Origin of the sequence: Amycolatopsis sp. NPDC088138 (genome assembly GCF_044741685.1) — a bacterium.
In the GTDB taxonomy this organism is placed as follows: Bacteria; Actinomycetota; Actinomycetes; order Mycobacteriales; family Pseudonocardiaceae; genus Amycolatopsis.
In genome coordinates, this window is record NZ_JBIUTB010000002.1 from 511689 (window position 1) to 533198 (window position 21510).

At 71.1% G+C, this 21510-nt stretch carries 19 protein-coding genes; 15 read left to right on the forward strand and 4 right to left on the reverse strand.

Annotated features, from left to right (window positions below; translation table 11 throughout):
- The first annotated feature begins 137 nt into the window (after positions 1-137).
- From ACIOD2_RS09920 to ACIOD2_RS09930, 3 genes are all read left to right on the forward strand, one after another.
- Complete coding sequence (locus ACIOD2_RS09920; RefSeq protein WP_400536424.1) at positions 138-1949, forward strand: ABC transporter family substrate-binding protein; 1812 nt, start codon at positions 138-140, stop codon at positions 1947-1949.
- 185 nt (positions 1950-2134) lie between these two features.
- Positions 2135-3151, forward strand: coding sequence for an ABC transporter permease (locus tag ACIOD2_RS09925; protein WP_400536425.1), 1017 nt, complete (start codon positions 2135-2137; stop codon positions 3149-3151).
- A complete protein-coding gene (locus ACIOD2_RS09930) occupies positions 3144-4073 on the forward strand; it encodes an ABC transporter permease (RefSeq protein ID WP_400536426.1) in 930 nt (309 codons plus the stop codon). The genes ACIOD2_RS09925 and ACIOD2_RS09930 overlap by 8 nt, the downstream gene beginning before the upstream one ends.
- A 55-nt stretch (positions 4074-4128) precedes the next feature.
- Here ACIOD2_RS09930 and ACIOD2_RS09935 read toward each other — a convergent pair whose 3' ends face one another.
- Positions 4129-5127, reverse strand: coding sequence for an ArsR/SmtB family transcription factor (locus ACIOD2_RS09935; RefSeq protein ID WP_400536427.1), 999 nt, complete (start codon positions 5125-5127; stop codon positions 4129-4131).
- 164 nt (positions 5128-5291) lie between these two features.
- Here ACIOD2_RS09935 and ACIOD2_RS09940 point away from each other — a divergent pair, with 164 nt between their 5' ends.
- Both ACIOD2_RS09940 and ACIOD2_RS09945 read left to right on the forward strand, forming a co-directional pair.
- Positions 5292-6308: an ABC transporter permease gene (locus ACIOD2_RS09940; RefSeq protein ID WP_400536428.1), complete on the forward strand. Its 1017-nt coding sequence runs from the start codon at positions 5292-5294 to the stop codon at positions 6306-6308.
- Positions 6309-6334: 26 nt separating this feature from the next.
- Positions 6335-6745 carry a hypothetical protein gene (locus tag ACIOD2_RS09945; protein ID WP_400536429.1) on the forward strand — a complete coding sequence of 137 codons (411 nt, stop codon included), beginning with the start codon at positions 6335-6337 and terminating at the stop codon, positions 6743-6745.
- A 58-nt stretch (positions 6746-6803) separates the two neighbouring features.
- Here ACIOD2_RS09945 and ACIOD2_RS09950 read toward each other — a convergent pair whose 3' ends face one another.
- Positions 6804-8585, reverse strand: coding sequence for an ABC transporter ATP-binding protein (locus ACIOD2_RS09950; protein ID WP_400536430.1), 1782 nt, complete (start codon positions 8583-8585; stop codon positions 6804-6806).
- Positions 8586-8698: 113 nt separating this feature from the next.
- Between ACIOD2_RS09950 and mshB the strand changes: the two genes are divergently transcribed.
- Genes mshB through ACIOD2_RS09965 form a run of 3 tightly spaced genes read left to right on the forward strand, consistent with a single transcriptional unit; the run spans position 8699 to position 10723 of the window.
- Positions 8699-9544, forward strand: coding sequence for an N-acetyl-1-D-myo-inositol-2-amino-2-deoxy-alpha-D-glucopyranoside deacetylase (gene mshB / locus ACIOD2_RS09955; RefSeq protein WP_400536431.1), 846 nt, complete (start codon positions 8699-8701; stop codon positions 9542-9544).
- Positions 9541-9933 carry a hypothetical protein gene (locus ACIOD2_RS09960; RefSeq protein WP_400536432.1) on the forward strand — a complete coding sequence of 131 codons (393 nt, stop codon included), beginning with the start codon at positions 9541-9543 and terminating at the stop codon, positions 9931-9933. Before mshB ends, ACIOD2_RS09960 begins: the two co-directional genes overlap by 4 nt.
- Entirely contained in the window at positions 9926-10723 is a 798-nt protein-coding gene (locus tag ACIOD2_RS09965; RefSeq protein WP_400536433.1) for a hypothetical protein, read from the forward strand. Before ACIOD2_RS09960 ends, ACIOD2_RS09965 begins: the two co-directional genes overlap by 8 nt.
- A 4-nt stretch (positions 10724-10727) precedes the next feature.
- On the opposite strand, the gene ACIOD2_RS09970 is transcribed toward ACIOD2_RS09965, so the two are convergent.
- Positions 10728-11432, reverse strand: coding sequence for a site-2 protease family protein (locus tag ACIOD2_RS09970; RefSeq protein ID WP_400537975.1), 705 nt, complete (start codon positions 11430-11432; stop codon positions 10728-10730).
- 318 nt (positions 11433-11750) lie between these two features.
- Between ACIOD2_RS09970 and ACIOD2_RS09975 the strand changes: the two genes are divergently transcribed.
- Together ACIOD2_RS09975 and ACIOD2_RS09980 are read left to right on the forward strand one after the other, a co-directional pair.
- Positions 11751-12038 carry a WhiB family transcriptional regulator gene (locus tag ACIOD2_RS09975; RefSeq protein WP_161790928.1) on the forward strand — a complete coding sequence of 96 codons (288 nt, stop codon included), beginning with the start codon at positions 11751-11753 and terminating at the stop codon, positions 12036-12038.
- A 133-nt stretch (positions 12039-12171) separates the two neighbouring features.
- Complete coding sequence (locus ACIOD2_RS09980; protein ID WP_400536434.1) at positions 12172-15456, forward strand: glycosyltransferase; 3285 nt, start codon at positions 12172-12174, stop codon at positions 15454-15456.
- 738 nt (positions 15457-16194) lie between these two features.
- Here ACIOD2_RS09980 and ACIOD2_RS09985 read toward each other — a convergent pair.
- Positions 16195-16659: a metallopeptidase family protein gene (locus tag ACIOD2_RS09985; protein ID WP_400536435.1), complete on the reverse strand. Its 465-nt coding sequence runs from the start codon at positions 16657-16659 to the stop codon at positions 16195-16197.
- Between the two features lie 79 nt (positions 16660-16738).
- Here ACIOD2_RS09985 and ACIOD2_RS09990 point away from each other — a divergent pair, with 79 nt between their 5' ends.
- The 5 genes from ACIOD2_RS09990 (at position 16739) to manA (ending at position 21176) form a co-directional block, all read left to right on the forward strand.
- On the forward strand, positions 16739-17095 hold the full coding sequence (locus ACIOD2_RS09990; protein WP_323323313.1) for a DUF3499 domain-containing protein: 357 nt from the start codon (positions 16739-16741) through the stop codon (positions 17093-17095).
- 80 nt (positions 17096-17175) lie between these two features.
- Positions 17176-18531: a phosphomannomutase/phosphoglucomutase gene (locus tag ACIOD2_RS09995; RefSeq protein WP_400536436.1), complete on the forward strand. Its 1356-nt coding sequence runs from the start codon at positions 17176-17178 to the stop codon at positions 18529-18531.
- Between the two features lie 81 nt (positions 18532-18612).
- Positions 18613-18837, forward strand: a complete 225-nt coding sequence (locus ACIOD2_RS10000; RefSeq protein ID WP_323323309.1) for a Trm112 family protein — start codon at positions 18613-18615, stop codon at positions 18835-18837.
- The gene (locus ACIOD2_RS10005; protein WP_400536437.1) at positions 18821-19915 is read left to right on the forward strand and encodes a hypothetical protein; all 1095 of its coding nucleotides are present in this window, start codon (positions 18821-18823) and stop codon (positions 19913-19915) included. The genes ACIOD2_RS10000 and ACIOD2_RS10005 overlap by 17 nt, the downstream gene beginning before the upstream one ends.
- Before the next feature lie 31 nt (positions 19916-19946).
- Positions 19947-21176: a mannose-6-phosphate isomerase, class I gene (gene manA, locus ACIOD2_RS10010; RefSeq protein ID WP_400537977.1), complete on the forward strand. Its 1230-nt coding sequence runs from the start codon at positions 19947-19949 to the stop codon at positions 21174-21176.
- Positions 21177-21510 lie beyond the last annotated feature (334 nt).

Here is a 21510-nt window from a genome sequence, read left to right on the forward strand (position 1 = left end):
TTTTCCTTTCTAGCGTGCACCCGCAGTGCGCCAGTTGAGTGTCGCTTGGCGTGTCGTAGGCTCCGGCCCATCCAAACCGGAGCGGTGTGGGCCCTTGTCCCGATATTCAAGGGTTCAGTGCTAGGAGGGCACACTTCATGAGGAGATCCAAAGCTGTCTCCGCCTTGGCGCTCGTCGCCGGCGCTTCGCTGCTGCTGAGCGCTTGCAGTGGCGGCGACGAGGGTTCGGGCAACACCGACCAGAACGGGTCGTCGACCGACGTCAAGGCGATGGCTGTCGGCAAGGCCGAAACCGCTGACCAGTTCAAGCTCGCGGACACCCCGGGGTACGACGGCACGGTCACTGTTGGTATCGACGACGGGTACTCGGGGTACAACAACCAGACCACCGACACCAACACGTCGTACAACAACTACGTCCTGACGTCCGTGCTCTCCGGCGTTTTCAAGCTCGACGGCAACAACAAGCAGCTGCTGAACAGCGACGTGTTCGAGTCGGCGGAGGTCACCTCCAAGGACCCGCAGATCGTCACGTACAAGTTCAAGCCGAACCAGAAGTGGTCCGACGGGCAGGCCTTCGACTGCAAGGACCTGTACCTGGCGTGGCTGTCGCAGAGCGGCCTGGCCAAGGGCCCGGACGGCAAGACCCCGTTCAACGCGGCGTCGACCACCGGCTACTCCAGCATCAAGACCGGCACCTGCAAGGACGCCCTCACCTTCGAGGCGGACTTCGACCAGCCGTACCTGGACTACAAGGGCCTGTTCAACAGCGCCGCGATCATGCCGGCGCACGTCCTCGAGGCCAAGACCGGCATCGCGGACATCACCAAGCTGGCTCCGACCGGCGACCCGGCGCAGCTCAAGGCGGCCGGTGACTTCTGGACGAACGAGTGGAAGGGCTTCAAGGCGGACATCATGCCGTCGTCGGGCCCGTACAAGATCACCGCGTTCGACGCCAACCAGAAGGCCGTCACGCTGGAGAAGAACCCGAACTGGTCGGGCGGCAAGGGTGGCCCGTCGAAGATCGTCATCCGGGCGATGGAAGACACCAAGGCCATGGCGACCGCGCTGCAGAACGGCGAGATCGACGTCGCGGCGTCGACCCAGCCGGACGCCACCGCGGCCCAGACCCTGAAGGGCCTCGCGGCTCAGGGCGTGACCTACGGTTCCGCTCCGCAGCTGACCTTCGAGCACCTCGACCTGAACTACGCGCGCATGTTCTCCGACAAGGACCTGCGCAAGGCGTTCTTCGAGTCGGTCAACCGCAAGGAGATCACCGACAAGCTGCTGAAGGAGGTCCAGGCCGACGCTTCGCCGCTGAACTCGATCGAGTTCTTCCAGGGTGAAGAGGGCTACCAGGACCAGTACAGCAGCAAGGCGGGCCTGGGCGCCGACGCGGCGGCCAAGACCCTGACCGACGCCGGCTGGGTCAAGGGCGGCGACGGCATCTTCGCGAAGAACGGCAAGCGGGCCTCGTTCAAGATCACGCACAACCAGAACGCGCGGCGCAGCCAGACCGTCGAGATCATCATCTCGCAGGCGAAGCAGGCCGGCATCGAGGTCAAGGACGAGACCGACGCCAACTTCCTGAAGGGTGGCCGCCTGGCCGCCAGTGACTACGACGTCGCGCTGTTCGGCTGGTCCTCCTCGCCGAGCAAGTCGGAGTCCCGGTCGATCTACGTCTGCAAGGCCAACGGTGGCGAGCAGAACTACCAGGGTCTCTGCGACCCGAACATCGACAAGAACTACGACATCGCGGTGAAGGCGACCGACGAGGCTGTCAAGCTCAAGGCCTACCAGGACGTCGACAAGGCGATCGCGGACAACTACGCGACGCTGCCGCTGTTCCAGACGCCGAGCATGTGGGCGTTCAAGGGAATCGACCGCGTGTACATGCAGTCGTACGACGGTGCCCTGTGGAACGCCGGCGAGTGGGAGCAGAAGAAGTAGGGCTCTGCCCGCCTCTTCTTTCCCCTCGCTCCAGATGACCTGGGGGTACCGGGGCCCGGCCACGAGCCGGGCCCCGGTACCCACCGGAAGTAGCTGTTGACCGTAGGGTTACCCCCACTACGGTAGACAACCGGGTAGCGGTCCAGCGCACTTCTGAAGACCAGGCCCGGATGAGGAGCAGTTCGTTGAACCTGGTGATCTACATCCTTCGCCGTCTGGCGATATCGATTCCCGTCCTGCTGGTCGGGACTTTCTTGTGTTTCGTCATGGTCGCCGGCACCGGCGACCCGCTGGGCGAGCTGAAGAGCAACCCGCTGATCAGCAAGGAAGCCCTGGCCGCCACGGCCACCAAGCTGGGCCTGGACCAGGGCATCGTGCCCCGCTACTTCGACTGGCTCGGGCACTTCCTCACCGGTGACTGGGGGATCTCGATCGCCCAGGGCAACGCCCTCGCGCCGGTCGCCCCCAAGGTGATGGCCGCGTTCGGCGTCACGCTCAAGCTGGTCGTCGGCGCCGAGATCCTCGCGCTGGTCATCGGCATCATCGTCGGTGTGCTGGCCGCGGTGAAGCAGTACTCGATCATCGACTACATCGCGACCACCCTCGCCTTCCTGCTGTTCTCGATGCCGATCTTCTGCGTCGCGATCGTGTTGAAGCGCTACGCGATCGAGATCAACGGCTGGGTGCGCGACCTCGGCCTGACCGACATCCTCGGCAACCCCTGGCTGCGCACGACCAGCCCGGAGCAGCTGAAGACCGACGGCGTCGGCGACTTCATCGCGAGCACGATCGGTGCGTACCTGCTGCCGACGCTGTCGATCATGGCGATCAGCTTCGCCGCGTATAGCCGGTTCCAGCGCGCCTCGATGCTCGAGGTCATGAACGCCGACTACGTGCGCACCGCGCGCGCCAAGGGCCTGCCGAACGGCCGCGTGATCTTCCGGCACGCGTTCCGCAACGCGCTCATCCCCGTGACGACGCTGTTCTCGGTGAACTTCGGGTCGGTCCTCGCCGGCGCGATCATCACGGAAACGGTGTTCAACTGGCACGGTATGGGCACGTTGCTGGTCGAAGCCGTCGGCAAGAACGACACTCAGGTGATGATGGGCTGGCTCGTGGTGATCGCCAGCAGCGTGATCGTTGCCAACCTGATCGCCGACATGATGTACGGCATCCTGGACCCGAGGATTCGCGTTGGCTGACTTGAACTCTCTTCTCGCGAGCGAAACCGCGACGGCCGAGGGCACGCTGCCCCCGGAGGCGCTGCCGGAGCCGCGGAGCCAGGGCAAGCTGGTCCTGCGCAAGTTCCTGCACCACAAGCTGGCGATGGCCTCGTCCGCGGTGCTCATCCTGATCGTGCTGCTCAGCATCGTGCTGCCGCTGATCTGGAAGCACAACTACGAGGACAGCTCCTTCCCGTCCTTCGCCAAGCCGAGCGGGGACTTCCCGCTGGGCACGACGCAGGTCGGCAAGGACATGGTGTCGCAGGTCCTGCGCGGCACGCAGTACTCGCTGCTCATCGCGCTCACGGTGTCGATCCTGGCCACCGTCATCGGCGTGGTGTTCGGTGCGGTCGCCGGGTACCTGCGCGGGTTCTCCGACTCGGCGATCTCGCGGGTGACGGACCTGTTCCTGATCATCCCGCAGATCGCCGCGGCGGCCATCCTGGCCAAGGTGTTCGGCGGTGGTTCCTGGTACATCGTCGCGCTGGTGCTGGCGGCCTTCGGCTGGATGCAGATCGCCCGGATCACCCGGGCCGAGGCGATGTCGTTGTCCCAGCGTGAGTTCGTGGACGCGGCCCGCGCCTCCGGTGCCGGGACGTTCCGGATCATCTTCAAGCACCTGGTGCCGAACATGGTCGGCAGCATCACGGTGAACGCGACCCTCGCGGTCGCCCAGGCCGTGCTGGCGGAAGCCGCGCTGTCGTTCATCGGCCTGGGTGTGCAGTTGCCGGACACCTCGCTCGGCCGGGTCATCCTGGAGAACTACGCGCAGCTGCAGACGCGGCCGGCGTTGTTCTTCGGGCCGTTCGTCGTGCTCGTGCTGATTTCGCTGACGATCAACTTCATCGGTGACGGTCTGCGCGACGCCTTCGACCCGCGCCAGCGGAGGATGAAGGCCTGAAAGCCTGAACGCACGACGCGGGGGTGACCGGATCGGTCACCCCCGCGTCGTCGTTTCAGCGTCCGGCCGATTCGTCCTGGGTGCCGCCGAGCTGGGCGCGCAGCACGTACTCGGCCAGCGGGGTCTGCCGGTACAGGACGCTGCGGCCCGACCGCCGGCTGGTCACCAGGCCGGCGTCGCGCAGGACCGCGAGGTGCTCGCTGACCGAAGCCGGGCTCTGCCCGAGCTCGCGGGCGATCCGGGTCGTGGACATCGGCACGTCGGTGCGCCGCAGGATGGCCGCCCGGGTCCGGCCGAGCAGCGTGGCCAGCGGCTCGGCGGTCTTCGACGCCAGGGCGTCGGCCCCTTCCCACACCCGCGCGATGCCGCGCGCGGCGTAGGTCAGCCCGAAACAGCCCGTCTCACCGTCCTCGAGGATCAGGCCCGGCCAGGTGAACACCGACGGGGTGAGGATCATCTCCGACGCCTCGTACACGGCGTCGGCGAAGTGCGGCTTGTCGATGCGCAGGAGGTTGCCCTCGATGCTGACCTCCGGGTGAAGGTCCCGCAACAGCGCGAAGAACCCGTGGTCGACCAGAGCGGCCATCCGCTGGCTCACGTCGTCCTCGAGCACCGCGCACATCCGGGGCCAGTGCGGCCGGATCGCCGCGTCCCAGTAGTCCCAGAGGGCCTCGGCCAACCGGGCCGTCGCCCGCGTGCCGGACGCGAGCAGGTCGGCCACCTGCCGGGGCGGGGTCCGGCCGGACCAGACTTCGCGCAGGTCGCGCTCCAGCTCGTCGGCGGTGACGGCCGTCAGCGCGGACAGCTGATCCTCCAGCGACGGCTGAGGAATCCGCCCGCGAGGCACCAGGCACGAAGCGATGTACCGCCCGGGCGGGACCACGGACAGCAGCAGCTCCAGGTCGACGCCGTCCAGCCGGGCCCGGGCCTGCCGCAGCCATGGCGTGTGCACGTGCGCGGGGTGGGGCAGGCCCAGCAGCCGCAGGCTCGACGTCGCCTCGGCCAGCGGCGAGAAGCAGAACCGCGTCCGCCCGAGCACGTCCGGACTCAGCACAAAAGTGATCACAGGCCCTCGACCCGCCGTTGGATGGGGGAATCGTCCTCCCCGGGCGAAGGGTGACGCAACCGCCGCCGAGGATTCGGCGGATGCCGAAAGGTTGGCCGGGGCGTCGCGGAGCCGGATGCTGTCCGCGTGCCTGACCGTGGTGGGGGTTGTGGATGAATCTCGTGCTCTACGTGCTCCGCAGGCTGGTCATCTCGATCCCGGTCCTGCTGGTGGGCACGTTCCTCTGCTTCGTCATGGTGTCCAACACCGGAGACCCGCTCGGCGAACTCCGTGGCAAGCCCGGCATCAGTGCCCAGGCGATCGCCAACAGCGAGCACCAGCTGGGTCTCGACCAGGGCGTCGTCGCCCGGTACTTCACGTGGCTCGGCCACTTCCTGACCGGCGACTGGGGCATCTCGATCGCCCAGGGCAACGCGCTGGCCCCGGTGCAGCCGAAGGTGATGGCGGCCTTCACGGTGACGCTCGAGCTCGTGCTGGCGGCTTCGGTGCTGGCGCTGGTCTTCGGGGTGCTGGTGGGGGTGCTCGCCGCCGTCAAGCAGTACTCGCTCTGGGACTACCTCGCGACGACGGTGGCGTTCCTGATGTTCTCGATGCCGATCTTCTGCGTCGCCATCGTGCTCAAGGGTTACGCGATCCGCGCCAACACCTGGGTGCGCGACCTGGGCCTCGCGGACGTCCTCGGCGACCCGTGGCTGCGCACGACGAGCCCGGAGAGCCTCTCGGCCACCGGCGTCGGTGACGCGCTCGCGAAGTACGTCGGGGCGTTCCTGCTGCCGACACTGTCCATCATGGCCATCACGTTCGCCGCCTACAGCCGGTTCCAGCGCGCGTCGATGCTGGAGGTCCTGGACGCCGATTACGTGCGTACCGCGCGCGCCAAGGGCGTCTCGAACTCCCGCGTGATCTGGCGGCACGCGTTCCGCAACGCGCTGATCCCGGTGATGACGCTGTTCTCGGTCAACTTCGGGGCCACGGTGACGGGCGCGATCATCACCGAGACGGTCTTCAACTGGCACGGCATGGGCACGCTGCTGGTGGAGGCGGTCAACAAGAACGACCCGCAGGTCCTGATGGGCTGGCTGGTGGTGATCGCGGCGAGCGTCGTGGTGGCCAACCTGGTCGCGGACCTGATGTACGGCATCCTGGACCCCCGCATCCGCGTCGGCTGACCAGGGCGACCGGGCAGAATCGCCGGGTGAGCTGGGTGACGAACATGATGCTGTCCACCGCGATGGAGGACTGGGAGGCCGCCGAGACGCTGAGCGAATGGCTGCGCACCGAAGCGCCCAGGCGCTACGACCCGGCCGCGCTCGGCTGCGGCTACCTACGCCGGACGACCGAGGGCGAGGACCCGCCCTGGGGCGGCTGGAAGTCCCCGGAGTGCGCGGTCTGGGCCGGCGCGCTCAACCACGCCGACCCGGCCGCCCTGCTGGACCGGGTGCGGGGGCTCCCGTGGCGTGCCCCGCACGCCGTCCAGCTCTTCCTGATGGATCAGGAGCAGCTGTTCTTCCGGGTCTGGATGATCCGGGAGGGTGAGCTGCGCCAGTACGCCCCGGAGCGGCCGGACGAGGAGGACCCGGCCTTCGGCCGGCCGTACCACCCGTGAAACGCCGGAAGGCCACCACCCGAGCCGGGTGGCGGCCTTCCGCGTGTCTGAAAGAGCGTCAGTCGGCGACCGGCGCCAGCCGGCCCGCTTCCCACGCCGCGCGGCGCTCGGCCTGCAGCACCGGGTCGGCGACCGGGGCCGCCGACAGCAGCCGCCGCGTGTACTCCTGCTGCGGCGAGTGCAGCACCTGGTCACGGCTGCCGACCTCGACCAGCTTGCCGTACTGCATCACCGCGACGCGGTCGGCCAGCAGGTCGACGACCGCGAGGTCGTGGCTGATGAACAGGCAGGCGAACTGCAGCGACTGCTGCAGGTCGAGGAACAGGTCCAGCACGCGGGCCTGCACCGACACGTCCAGCGCCGAGGTCGGCTCGTCGGCGATCAGCAGCGCCGGGTCGAGCGACAGCGCCCGGGCGATCGCCACGCGCTGGCGCTGGCCGCCGGAGAGCTCGTGCGGGTAGCGGTTCATGTAGTGCCCGCCCAGCTCGACCTTGTCGAGCAGCGAGCGCACGCGCGCCGAGAGCTCCTTGCCGGCCAGCACCTTGTGCAGCACCATCGGCTCGGCGATCGACTCGCCGATCGTCATCTTCGGGTCCAGAGTGGACGCCGGGTCCTGGAAGACGATCGAGAAGAACCGGCGCAGCGGGCGGATCTCCTTCGCGGACATCGTCGTGATGTCCTTGCCGGCGATCGCGACGGTGCCCTGGGTGGCCCGGAGCAGGCCGACGGCGCAGCGGCCGACGGTCGACTTGCCGGAGCCGGACTCGCCGACCAGGCCGACGATCTCGCCCTTGGCGATGGTCAGCGAGACGTCGTCGACCGCGCGGTTCTTGGTCTGGCCGCGGCGGCCCGGGTACTCGAGGACCAGGTTCTTGATCTCCAGCGCCGGCGCGGCCTCTTCGATCACGGCCTCCAGCTCGGCGTCGGCCAGCCGGATGTCCTCGGCGATCTTGGCCGCCTCGGTGCTGTCGGAGGCGATCCCGGCGTCGTCGAGCAGGCGGCGGCCCTCGGGGCGCTGGCCGAGGACGGGCACCGCGGCGAGCAGCCGCCGGGTGTAGTCCTCCTTGGGTGAGGCGAACAGCTCGCGCACCGGCGCCTGCTCGACGATCTCGCCCTGGTACATCACGATGACGCGGTCGGCCATGTCGGCGACGACGCCCATGTCGTGGGTGATCAGCACGATCGCGGTGTCGAGGGTGTCGCGCAGCTTGCGCAGCAGGCCCAGGATCTCCGCCTGCACGGTGACGTCGAGCGCGGTGGTCGGCTCGTCGGCGATGATGACCTGCGGGTCGCAGGCGATCGCCATGGCGATGACGACACGCTGGCGCAGACCACCGGACAGCTGGTGCGGGTACTGCTTGAACCGCAGCTCCGGGTTCGGGATGCCGACCAGGTCGATCAGCTCGACGGCGCGCTTGTCGGCGGCGGCCTTGGAGATGTCCTGGTGCGAGCGCAGGGCCTCACGCAGCTGCCAGCCGATCGTGTAGACCGGGTTCAGCGCCGTCATCGGCTCCTGGAAGATCATCGCGACCTGGTTGCCGCGGATCTTCTGCATGTCCTTTTCTTTGAGGTCCGCGAGGTTGCGCTCGCCGAGGCGCAGCTCGCCGGCGATCCGGCTGGTCTTGGGCAGCAGGCCCAGCACCGACATCGACGTGACGGACTTGCCGGAGCCGGACTCCCCGACCACGGCGACGATCTCGCCGGGCTTCACGTCGAACCCGATGCCCTTGACCGCGTCGACGACGCCGTCCTCGGTCGGGAACGACACGCTCAGGTCGGAGATCGACAGAACGGAACCGGACACGCCGGCGACGTCGGCCGAAGTTGCTTCAGTGCTCACCAAGATGCCCTTCGTGGGGGTACAGACGATCACGACGCGGCGGTCGCGACTCGCGCGAGGATAACCGAGGGTGTCCCCGACGAAGGTCGGAGCACGGGAATTACGCTCAACCCGTGATCTCCCCGGTACCGCGAAGGCTGCTGCTCGTCCACGCCCATCCCGACGACGAGAGCATCACCACCGGCGCCACGATCGCACGATACGCCGCCGAAGGTGCCGAGGTGACCGTGGTGACCTGCACGCTCGGTGAGGAGGGCGAGATCGTCCGCGAGCTGCCGGAGCTGGCCGGGCTGGGGGCCTGGGCCGCCGACCAGCTGGGCGGTTACCGCGTCGCCGAGCTGAAGGCCGCGTGCGCCGCGCTGGGGGTGTCACGACATCGTTACCTGGGCGGGATCGGGCGGTGGCGCGATTCGGGCATGGCGGGCACGCCGGCGGCGGCGCACCCGCGGGCGTTCGCCGGTGGTGCCCTCGGGGAGCAGGCGGCGCAGCTGGCGGAGATCCTGGACGAGGTCCGGCCGCAGGTCGTCGTCACCTACGACGCCTTCGGCGGTTACGGCCACCCCGACCACATCCGCGCCCACGAGGTCACCATGGCCGCCGCGCCCCGGGCTTCGTCGGTCGCGCGGGTGTTCCACACGGTCGCGTCGCGTGACGCCGTCCGCGCCGGGCTGGCCGAGCTGCGGGCGGACGGGACGTCCCGGTTCCCGGTGCCGCCCGACGCCGAGCTGCCGGTGACCCCGGACGAAGAGATCACGACCGTCCTGGACGTCGCCGCGCACCTGCCCGCGAAGCTGTCGGCACTGCACGCGCACGCGACGCAGCTGACCGTGGTCGAGGGCGCCGTCCCGCACTTCGCGCTGACCAACGAGCTGGCCCAGCCGATCCCGGCGCACGACCACTTCGTCCTGGCCCACGGGCCGGCCGAGGGTGCGGACGTCGACCTGTTCGGTGGACTGTGACCGCGCCGGACCGGCTGAGCGGGGTCCAGCTCGGCTTCCTGCTCCTGCTCGCGGCCGACGCCGTGCTGCTGGGCGTGCTGGAGCTGTTCTTCCTGCCGCTGCGGATCGGTGTCGTCCCGCTGCCGGTGACGGTGCTCCTCGGCGCGGTGACGACACCGTTGCTGGTGTCGACCACGGCGAAGCTGGTGCGGCCGTCTCTTTCGTGGGTACCCCTCGTCGTGTGGGTGCTCGTCGTGTTCGGGTTCGGCATGCTGGGCCCGGGCGGTGACCTGGTGCTGATCCAGGACTGGCGGGCGCTGCTGCTGCTCGGTGCGAGCGCGCTACCCGGCGCGATGGTGCTCGGCGGCGGGCTGGGACGTGCGGCGGGAAGGAAACCGGGACGTGGCTGAGGCGATTTCCGACAAGCAGGTCGTGGCGGTGCTGCGCCCGTTCGTGCGGGCCTGCGGGCCGATGCTCGACGCGCTGCGCGAGTCCGACCCGTTCGGGCTCCAGGCGCGCGACCGGCGGGAGCAGGACGACCTCGCCGAGGTCGAGTCCGGTCTCAAGGCGAAGCTGATCCACGGGCTGACGTCGGTGAAGGTCCCCGGCACGGCCGCGTGGGGCCGGATGACCGGCTACGACCGGTCGAGCTGGTGGATGAACCGCGTCGGCCGGTTCACCGCGCTGCTGACGTCGATCCCCGGCCTGGGCGGCGCGCTGGCCGACCGGCTGCCGGTGCAGGACACGCTCGGCGCGGCGTCACAGGGGCTGCTGCTGTGCGCGATCGCGGGCGAGTACGGCGTCACGGACGTCGGGACCCGCGTCCAGCTGATCGCGGCGGTGCTGTTCGAGCGGGACATCGACGCCGACCTCGCGGCGGGACGGCACCCGGAGCACGACGAAGCCGCGGAGGCCGAGGAAGCCGCGAGGCTGACCGAAGAGCTCACGGCGTCCGAGAAGAAACACGGCAAGGCGACGGTCAAGGCCGCGGCGGGCACGTTGTGGCGCCTCGGCCGCGGCCTGCTCGCGATCACCGGCGAGCTGGAGAAGCGGCCGCGGGGCAACTTCGTGCACCGGGCTTTGGGCATGCTCCCGGTCGTCGGCGCGGCGGGGGACTACCTCGGTGAGCGGTCCGGGCTCAAGGAGGTCTGGAAGCGGGCGCACACCTGGCTGACGGCGCACCCGGTCCAGGCCCGCTGACGCGTTAGCTCCAGAAGCGGAAGACGCTCGCGCCCGCGCGGGCACCCTCTTCGAAGCCGCCGAGGCCGTCGTAGATCCAGAACGCGCCGTCCCACAGCGCGTTGCTCGCGGGCTGGAAGAACCAGAGGATCGCGAACAGGGCGATCGGCGCCCACGGGCGCACCTTGGCGCCGAACTCGCGCGCCTGCGGCGGCAGGTACGGCTCGATCGCGCCCCAGCCGTCGAGGCCGGGGATCGGGAGGATGTTCAGGATGAACGTCAGGACCTGCAGCAGCGCCAGGTAGGAGATCGCGACCACCAGGCCGCCCGCCATCGGCACCAGTGACACCACGAGCGTCAGCGCCGCGCCGACCGCGAGGTTGCTCAGCGGGCCGGCCAGCGAGACCCACGAGGACGTCCCGCGTGAGCGCAGCGCGCCCCGGTTGATCCAGACGGCGCCACCGGGCAGCGGGATGCCGCCGATGATCAGGAAGATGAGCGGCAGGACGATCGACAGCACCGGGTCGGTGTACTTCCGGACGTCCAGCGTCAGGTAACCCTTGTGGGCGACGCTGTAGTCACCGCCGCGGTAGGCGACCATCGCGTGGCCGAACTCGTGCAGCGACAACGACGCCACCCAGCCGGCGGCGACGAAGATCACGACGCCGGCGATGAGGAGCGGATCTCGGTCGCCGACCAGAACGGTGGTGACGTCGCCGAAGGCCGCCATCACGCCACCGGCGACGGTGAGGGCGAGGATGCCGAGGAAGACCGGGCTGGGACGCGTCGCTGACTTCTGCACGCTTCCAGTCTTCCGTATGCCCGGTGTGAAGTTACCGGCGTGTCCCCTTGCGCGATCGGGCCGAAGGGTCCCCCGAACTCGCTACTCCGCTTGACCTGACCGCACTACACGGGTGTAATCACAGTGATGTCATTCGTCGTCGAGGGGACGACGGGTGTCGTTTCACCACCGCCAGCCTGGGGAGTGCTAGGGAGCGAGGAGGCGGACGTGCGGTTGGAAGCCGATGGTAAGGAATGGGGGCACGTCATGAGTTGGGGCGAGATCCCGGAGCAGGCTCTGGGAGATCTCACCGAGCTCATCGATGCCACCGAAGAAGAGCAGGACTGGCAAGAACGCGCTCTGTGCGCGCAGACGGACCCGGAGGCGTTCTTCCCGGAGAAGGGCGGCTCCACCCGCGAAGCCAAGCGGATCTGCCTGGGTTGCGAGGTCAAGGACGAGTGCCTTGAGTACGCGCTGGCCCACGACGAACGCTTCGGCATCTGGGGCGGTCTGTCCGAGCGGGAGCGCCGGAAGCTGAAGAAACGCGCGGTTTGAGGGGAGATCACCGGTGATGCGTGGCGTCACCGGTGATTCCATGTGGTGAACACTCGGCGTGGGTTCACCATCGGGTGACGGACCGGGGCCGTAGGGTGGCCGCACCGATCCGCCGCCTGATCTGGAGCGTTTGTTGCCCCGCACCGCCGCGCCGCCCGCCCTGCGCACCGCGCCCGTTCTGGCCATTGTGGTCTGTCACAACGGTGAAAACTGGCTGCCGCTGGCGCTTTCTTCGTTGCGCCGCAGCACCGTCGCCCCCCGGCACGTGCTCGCCGTGGACACCGGGTCCACCGACGCGACCCCCCGTCTCCTGGCCGAAGCGGCCGACCCGGACGGCGACCCGGATTCTTCTCCCGTGCTCTCCGGGATCATCACGCTTTCGAGTGAAACCGGCTTCGCCGCCGCGGTCGCCGAAGCCGTCGAGCACGCCGCCGAGCGGTGGGGCGACCCGGGAGCGTGGCTCTGGCTGCTGCACGACGATTGCGCGCCCGAACCGGACTGCCTCGACGAACTCCTGCGCGTGGCCACCGCGAAACCGTCCGCGACCGTGCTCGGCGCGCTCGGTCTCGACTGGACCGACCCGCGCCTGATCGTCGAAGCCGGCCTGTCGACCGACGCGTCCGGGCACCGCCAGCAGATCGCCGCGACCGGCGACGACCCGGCCGAGGTGCTCGCCGTGCCCAGCGCGGGCTCGCTCGTGCGCCGCGACGCCTGGGACTCCCTCGGCGGGTTCGACCCGGATTTCCCGTTGCTGCGCGAAGATCTCGACTTCGGCTGGCGCGCGAACGCGGCGGGCGGGCTGGTGCTGTCCGTGCCGACCGCGCGGGTGCGGCACGCGCGTGCCGTCACCACCGGCCAGCGGCCCGCGGACGCCGTCCCGGCGTCGCTCGCGGCCGCGAACCGCGCCCACGGGCTGCGCGTGTTCCTGGTGAACTGCTCGCCGTTTTCCTTCTGGCTGGGCATGATCCGGCTCCCGCTGCTGTCGGTGCTGCGCGCGCTGGCGTTCGTCCTGCTGCGACGCACCGGTGAAGCGCGCGCGGAGTTCGCGGCGGCCACCTACCTCCTCAGTGGACGCGGCGGATTGCGCGCCGCGCGAGCCCATCGACGGCGGAATCCGCGGCCTGGCACGGTTCGCGGGCTCTTCACAGGTCGTGCGACGCGGCTGCGCAACGCCGTCCGCGCCGGTGTGGTCGGTCTCGTGCGGCGCGGTGTGGAGAACGACGTCGCGCTCGGGACCGTGCCCGAGACCGTCAAAACCGAGTCCGCGTGGGTGACGCCGGAAGCGCTCGACGCGCGCGAGAACCGTCCTGTCGGGCCGGACGCGCTGCCCGCGGGCGCGCTGCGCGGGGTCAGCTCGCGCGGGTCCGGGCTGCGGCGGCCGGGCACGCTGGTCGCCGTCGCGCTGCCGGAAACCGCGGCGCCCGAAACCGCGGCGCCCGAACGGGAAGCCGCCGAAGACGTCACTCCGGCGCCCGAGCCGGAACTCGTCTTCGTCGAGGTCAACCGCCGCCGGGTGCTCGGGGCGACGATCTTCGCGCCGCCGGTGGTGCTGCTGGTCGTGATGACCGCGCTCGGCCTGGTCGTCAACCGCGCCCGGCTCGGGCTCGACCTGTTCGGCGGCAAACTGCTTCCGGTCGGCGGGCTGGGGGAGCTCTGGACGTCGTACCTCGAGCCGTGGCACGCGGTCGCGGGCGGCACCGGCGCGCCGGCGTCGGCGACCGTGCCGGTGCTGGGCACGCTCGGCGCGGTGTTCGCGCCGATCGGCGGCCCGGCGGCGCTGGTCGCCGTGCTGCTGCTCGGGGACATTCCGCTGGCGGCCTTGAGCGCGTACGTGGCGACGCGGCGGCTGCGCGTCCGGCGCTGGGTCCGCGCGGTCATCGCCGCGACGTACGCGCTGCTGCCGGCCGCCACGGCGGCGGTGGCGCAGGGCAGGCTCGACGTCGTAGTGGTGCACCTGGTGCTGCCGCTCGTCGCGGCGGGCATCGCCGGGCTGCTGGTCCGCGCGGACACGCGGTGGCTGCACGTGTCGGCGCTCTCGGCGTTCGGCGTCGCGCTGCTCGGCGCGTTCTCCCCGCTGGCGCACGGGCTCGCGCTCGCCGGGCTGCTGATCGGGTTCGTGGTGCTGCCGGCGCCGACCGGGCTGGCGCGGCGGATCGCGTCGGTCGGGATCGTCGTGCTGCTGCCGCTGGCGTTGCTGCTGCCGTGGCCGACGGTGTTGCTGAAGCACCCGGAGCTGCTCGTCCAGGGACTGGGCGGCGCGGCTTCGGCGGTCTCCGGGACCGACCTGGCCGGGCTCGACCCCGGCGGGCCGGGTGCCTGGCCGATCGGCGTCGCGGTGATCGCGGCGGCGCTGGTGGCGCTGGTGGTGCGTCCGACGAAGCTGGCCGCGGGCGGGCTCGCGCTGGCCGCGCTGGGTGCGGGCGGCCTGGTCCTGGTCCGGCTCGTCACGGCGACGCCGATGCAGGGTGGCCCCGCGGCGCACGGCCACACGGGGGTGCCGCTGCTGATCGTCGGCGCGGGGCTGCTGTGGGTGGTGCTCGGCTCGTGGCAGCGCGGCCGCTCGGCCGGAGTGCCGGCGACGTGGCTGCCGAAGGTGTTCGCGACCGCCGGCGTCGCGGTGCTGGTGGCACTGGCGGCCGGCGCGGTGGTCGTCGGCGGGCAAGGGCCTCTTCGCGCCGGCGCGCGGCCGTCGCTGGCCCCGGAGGTCACGGCGGCGCTGGGTGCGTCGGGCCGGTCGGTGCTCGACCTGGCGCCGGACGCGACCCGCCAGATCGGCGGCCGCCTGCCCCACTACGGCGACGACGAGCTGGCCCCCACCCCCGGCACCCCGACCCGGCTGGCGACCTGGCGCCGCGACCTGGGCCAGGGTGACGCGGCCGCGGTGCAGCGCACTTTCGCCGCGGCGGCGGCCGCGGGGGTGGAGTACGTGGTGCTCCCGCCGGGCGTCGACGCCCAGGCGTACCCACCGCTGGCGAAGGACATGGTCTCGGTGGCGGCCCCGACATCCGACGGCCGCGGCGTGCTGCGGCTGTTGTCACCGGCGGGGCAGGTGATCTTGATTTCCCCGGAGCAGGCCAAGGCGGCGGTGACGGGCGGGGGCGCGCCCGGCAACGCGCCAGGCGTGGTGCCGGTCCAGGCCGGGCTGCCGGACGTCCGCGTCCGGGTCTCGGACGGCCCGACCGGGCGGCTGCTGGTCTTGGCGGCGGAGCAGGAAGCGGGCTGGAAGGCGTCGGTGGGCGGCAAGGGGGTGCCGATCGTCCCGGCGTGGGGGCACCAGGTGGCGGTCTCGGTCCCGCCGACGACCTCCGAGGTGACGGTGGAGTTCCCGGGCACGGAGCGGAACCTGCTGCTGCTGGCCCAGCTGGCGGCGGTGCTGTTCACGCTGCTGACGGCGGTTCCGGCGCGGCGGCGCCGCTGAGCTTTGCCGGGCTCTTCGGTGCCCGCGCCCGGGCACGAACGGTCCGTTCGCGCTGGTTCGGGCGCGAGTGGCCTTTTCGCGCGGTGTGGAGGTGGGCGCGACTGGCCCGTTCGCGCCGCGATCGGCGCAAGTGGCTCCTTCGAGCAGTCCGGCTGCGGGGGCGCGAGTGGCCCGTTGGTGCCGAAAGAAGCGCGAGTGGTCCGTTGGTGCTGCGGGGCTGGGTGGGTGCGAGTGGCCCGTTGGTGCCGAAACGAGCGTGAGTGGTCCCTTCGCGCAGCGCGGTTGCCGGGGCGCGAGTGGCCCGTTCGCGCAGCGCGGTCGCCGGGGCGCGAGTGGCCCGTTCGTGCCGAAGGAAGCGCGAGTGGCCCGTTGGTGCGGCGGGGCTGCGTGGGTGCGAGTGCCCGTTGGTGCCGAATCAAGCGTGAGTGGCCCGTTCGTGCGGCCCGACAGCGTGGGCGCGAGCGGCCCGTTCGCGCGGCTTCTGGCACGTGTGGAGCGTTCGCGCGTGTGGATGGGCGGCGAGCGGTCCGTTGGTGCCGTGATGGGTGCGAGTGGGCCGTTCGTGCCCGAACCGGCGCGAGTGGGCCGTTCGCGCAGCGCGGGAGGGGCGCGAGAGGACCGTTCGTGCCCGAACAAGCGCGAGTGGCCCGTTCGCGCAGCGCGGCCGCGATGGGCGCGAGCGGCCCGTTCGCGCCGAAACAAGCGACCACAGCCCCGCAGAGCGACTAGCCCGAAGAGCTACTCGCCTTCGATGACGTCCGGTTCCACGCCGAGATATCCCGCCACCTGCTCCACCAGCACGTCGTGCACCAGCTCGGCCAGCTCCGCCGGGTCCTTCGCCCGCGCCTCCAGCGGCCGCCGGTACAGCACGATCCGCGCCCGCGTCGGCATCCCCGTGCGGTCCACGCCCGCCGGGACCAGGCGCGACAGCGGGACCGCTCCGTCGTGCAGCACCCCGTCGGACGGCGCCTTGCCGTTCTCGCGGACCTCGGGCACGTCGTCGACCGCCACGTCCAGCTTGGTCAGCTCGTGGCGCCACCGCGCTTCGATCGGTTCCAGCGCGTCGAGCACCAGCGCGTCGAACCGTTCCGCCCGGCTCGCGGCGGCGGGGAGGGTCGCCGGATAGAGCGTCCCGCGCAGGCCCCGGCCGTGCCGGTCCCGTCGCAGGCGCCGCCGTTGTCGGTAATCACGAGCCGTCGCCACCCCGGAAGTCTATGCGGTCGGCACGTCCCAGCGCGTGTCGCTCCTACGACCTTGCGGCGACGCGCTATCGTTTCGGATCGTGCGGAGCGTACGGAAGTGTTCGCGTACCGGCTGTCTCGAGCCGGCAGTGGCCACGCTGACGTATGCCTACAGCGACTCCACCGCCGTCGTCGGCCCGCTGGCCACCGCCTCCGAGCCCCACTCGTACGACCTCTGCGAAGCCCACGCGCTGCGGCTGACCGTCCCCAAGGGCTGGGAAGTCGTCCGGCACGAAGGCGCCTTCGCCGCTCCGGACCCGTCGGCCGACGAGCTGACCGCGCTGGCCGAGGCCGTGCGCGAGGCCGGTCGTTCCGACAAGCCCGCGCCGCCCGCCACCGAGCCGGACGGCCCGTCCGGACGCCGCGGTCACCTCCGGGTCCTGCCCGGCCGCGCCTGAGCGCGTAACCCACCTCCGGCGCCGGTAGGCTTTCCGCGCGGCGCAGCGGGCGCCGGGACGACTATTCGCGGGGAGACGGCGTGCCAGACCTTTCGGGCATCGTGAAGGCCTACGACATTCGCGGCGTGGTCGGCGAGCAGCTCGACGCGGACCTCGTCCGCGACTTCGGTGCCGCGTTCGCGCTGCTCATCAAGCCCGAGGCCCCCGCGGTGGTGATCGGCCACGACATGCGCGACTCGTCGCCGGGGCTGTCCGCGGCCTTCGCCGAGGGGGTCACCTCGCAGGGGCTCGACGTCGTCAGCATCGGACTGGCGAGCACCGACCAGCTGTACTTCGCGTCGGGCTCGCTGAACCTGCCGGGCGCGATGTTCACCGCCAGCCACAACCCGGCCAAGTACAACGGCATCAAGATGTGCCGCGCCGGCGCGTCGCCGGTCGGCCAGGACACCGGGCTCGCCGAGATCCGGGACACCGTCGAGCAGGGCGTGCCCGGCTTCGAGGGCCAGCGCGGCTCGGTCTCCGAGCGCGACGTCCTCGCCGACTACGCCGCCTACCTGCGCAACCTCGTCGACCTGTCCGGCAACCGGCCGCTGAAGATCGTGGTCGACGCCGGCAACGGCATGGGCGGGCACACCGTCCCGACCGTCTTCGACGGGCTGCCGATCGACGTCGTCCCGATGTACTTCGAGCTCGACGGCAGCTTCCCGAACCACGAGGCCAACCCGCTGGACCCGGCGAACATCGTCGACCTGCAGGCGAAGGTGCGCGAGGTCGGCGCGGACGCCGGGGTGGCCTTCGACGGCGACGCCGACCGCTGCTTCATCGTCGACGAGCGCGGCGAGCCGGTTTCGCCGAGCGCGATCACCGCGCTGGTCGCGGTGCGCGAGCTGGCCAAGGACCCGGGCGGCACGGTCATCCACAACCTGATCACGTCCAAGGGCGTGCCGGAGATCGTCGCCGAGCACGGCGGCAAGCCGGTCCGCACCCGCGTCGGGCACTCGTTCATCAAGGCCGAGATGGCCCGCACCGGCGCGATCTTCGGTGGCGAGCACTCCGCGCACTACTACTTCCGCGACTTCTGGCGCGCCGACACCGGCATGCTGGCGGCGCTGCACGTGCTCGCCGCGCTCGGCGAGCAGGACGGCCCGCTGTCCGAGCTGACCAGCGCGTACTCGCGCTACGCGGCGTCGGGTGAGATCAACTCCACGGTGGACGACCAGGTCGCGAAGATGATGTCGGTCAAGGACGTCTTCGGGGCCCGCTCCGGCGTCGAGATCGACGAGCTGGACGGCCTCACCGTGCAGCTGCCGGGCGGCGCCTGGTTCAACCTGCGGCCCTCGAACACCGAGCCGCTGCTGCGGCTGAACGTCGAGGCCGCCAACGCCGAGGCGGTGCAGGCGCTGGTGGAGGACGTCCTCGCGATCATCCGCAGCTGACCTGTCCCGGTGGAGGGCAGGCGGGACGAACTGTTGTCCTGAAGTGCCCTTCACCACCTCACCGCGTGGTATGGAGGAACCATGGCCCTCACGCTCGACGCCCAGCTCCTCGAGATCCTGGCGTGCCCGTCGCCCGATCACGCCCCACTGCGTCCCGGGACCCCGGGCGACCCCGAGGCCGACGCCCTGACCTGCACCGAGTGCGGCCGGGTGTACCCGGTCCGTGACGGGATCCCGGTGCTGCTGCTCGACGAAGCGACCGGTGGCCCGGCTGAAAGCGAAGCGTCCGATGCCGACGGTGCTTGACGACACGCTGCTCGACGACCCCGCGCGCCTGGCCGAGGCCGACAGCGCGGGGCTGCTCCGCGCCGCCGCGATGGCGGGCGCCCAGGTGCGGGCGGCCGCCGAGCTCGCGGCCGAGCTGGGCCTGGCCGACCGCCTCGACGTGGGCCGGCCGCGCGCCGTCGTGCTGATCGACCGGCCGGGGGTGAGCCGGACGCTCACGCGGCTGCTGGCGGCGCTGCTGGCGCCGTCGTGCCCGGTGCCGGTGGTCGTCGCCGAGGTGGTGCCGAGCTGGATCGGCGCGCTCGACGTCGTCTTCGCGCACACCGACGACCCCGGCGACCGCGAACTCGCCGCGTCGCTGGAGCGCGCCGCGCGCTTCGGCGCGGCCGTGGTGCTCTCCGCGCCGGCCGAGGGCCCGGTGGCGGCCGCCGTGGCCGGCAAGGGCGTGCTGCTCGCGCCGCGGATCCCGGTGCCGCCCGAGCTGGCGTTCCCGCGCGGCCTGGCCGCCGGCCTGCTCACCGCGAACGCGCTGGGCCTGCTGGTGGCCGACGTCGAGGTGCTGGCCGACCAGCTCGACCTGGAAGCCGAAAAGGACTACCTGGCCCGCGACTCCTTCGCGAACCCGGCCAAAGCGCTCGCGCTGCGGGTCGCCGACCGCGTGCCGCTGCTGTGGGGGCTGGACCCGGTCGCGGTCGCCGTCGGCGAGCACGCTGCGCACGCGTTCGCCGCCCACGCTGCTACTGTCTGTGACGTCGAGGATTACCGTCAGGCGTTGGCGCGCCCCGCATTGCGGCGGGCGGCGATATCAGGTGGCGCGGAGCGTGACATCTTCGCCGATCCGGACGATCCATCAGGTGACATCCCTACTCGGGTGCTGCTTCTCTCGGTGCGAACCGGTCCGGCCACGGACGCGGCGCGCTTCCAAGCCGAGGATCTGCTGCCGGGTGCGGACGTCATCGCCCCGGCCGAGGAGTTCGAGGCGGACGAAATCGTGCGGGCCGCGGTGCTGGCGCTGCGGTTCGAACTGGCGGCGGTCTATCTCGGGCTGGCGGCGGGCAGCATCGGCGGCGCGGGCCGCTTCGAGCCCGTGACGGCCTGAGAGCCGCCGAAGGAGTGGAGTTGAGGTGACAGTGGAGCTGCTGCGCAACGCGGTGCGGCCCTACGCCTGGGGATCGCGGACGGCGATCCCCGAGCTGCTGGGCCGCCCGATCCCCGCGCCGCACCCCGAGGCCGAGCTGTGGATGGGTGCCCACCCGGGTGACCCGTCGCACGTCATCGGTCCCGACGGGACCGAGCGAAGCCTCCTCGAGCTGGTCGAAGCCGACCCGGTGAACCAGCTCGGCGAGCGCTGCGCGAAGCGGTGGGGCGGGCGGCTGCCGTTCCTGCTGAAGATCCTCGCCGCGGAGGAGCCGCTGTCGATGCAGGCGCACCCGTCGGCGGCGCAGGCCGCGGAGGGGCACGCCCGCGAGGAGCGGCTGCGCATCCCGCGGGACGCGGCGAACCGCAACTACCCGGACCCGACGGCGAAACCGGAGCTGGTCTGCGCGCTGACGGAGTTCCACGCGCTGGCCGGGTTCCGTGAGCCGGAGCGCACGGTCAAGCTGCTGAAGGCGATCGAGACGCCGGGGCTGGGCAAGTACACCGGGCTGCTCGAGGCGCAGCTGGACCCCTCGGGGCTGCGCGCGCTGTTCACGACGTGGATCACGCTGCCGCAGTCGTCGCTCGACTCGCTGCTGCCGGAGGTGCTGGACGCCTGCGTCCGGCACGTCCAGGAGCACGGCGAGTTCGCGGTCGAGTGCCGGACGATCCTGGAGCTGGGCGAGGCGCACCCGCGTGACGCCGGGGTGCTGGCGGCGCTGCTGCTCAACCGCCTGACGCTGCGCGCGGGCGAGGCGATCTACCTGCCGGCCGGCAACCTGCACCTGTACCTGCACGGCACGGCCGTGGAGATCCTGGCCAACTCGGACAACATCCTGCGCTGCGGGCTGACGCCGAAGCACGTGGACGTCCCGGAGCTGCTGCGGGTCGTCGACTTCGCGTACGGCGAGATGCCCGTCCAGTGCGGCGACGCGGGCGACCGCATGGCGATCTACCGCACGGACGCGCCGGAGTTCGAGCTGTCGCGCGTCGAGTGGACCGAAGGCCAGGACGACGAGGTGACGGTCGACAGCGTCGGCCCCCAGATCCTGCTCTGTACCTCGGGTGACCTGCTGGTGACGGCCGACGACGGCGAGAAGGTGGAGCTGCGCCGCGGCCAGTCGGTGTGGCTGCCCGCCGCGGACCCGCCGGTGAAGATCCGCCCGCTCGACGGGTCCGGCGCCCAGCTGTTCCGCGCGACCGCCGGCACCTGCGAAGACTGACACCCGCACCCGGACGGTCGGCCTGCGTACCCGGACGGTCGGCTCGCGTACCCAGGCAGTCGGTTCGCGTACCCGGACGGTCGGCCCGCGTACCCAGGGAGTCGGCTCGCGTACCCGGACGGTCGGTTCGTGAGCCGACCCTTCAGGTACGTGAGCCGACTGTGCAGGTACGTGAGCCGACCCTTCGGGCACAGCCGTGCGTGCGGCGTTCTGTGTGCGTTCCGTGTGGTGCCTTCCGACACGATCCTCACCAGGGGGTGACCCTGGTGCGCTGGTGCGCGCCGCCGGCCTGCTGGGGGTGGCGCCGGTCGTTCCGCGCCCGGCGTCCGTGGGC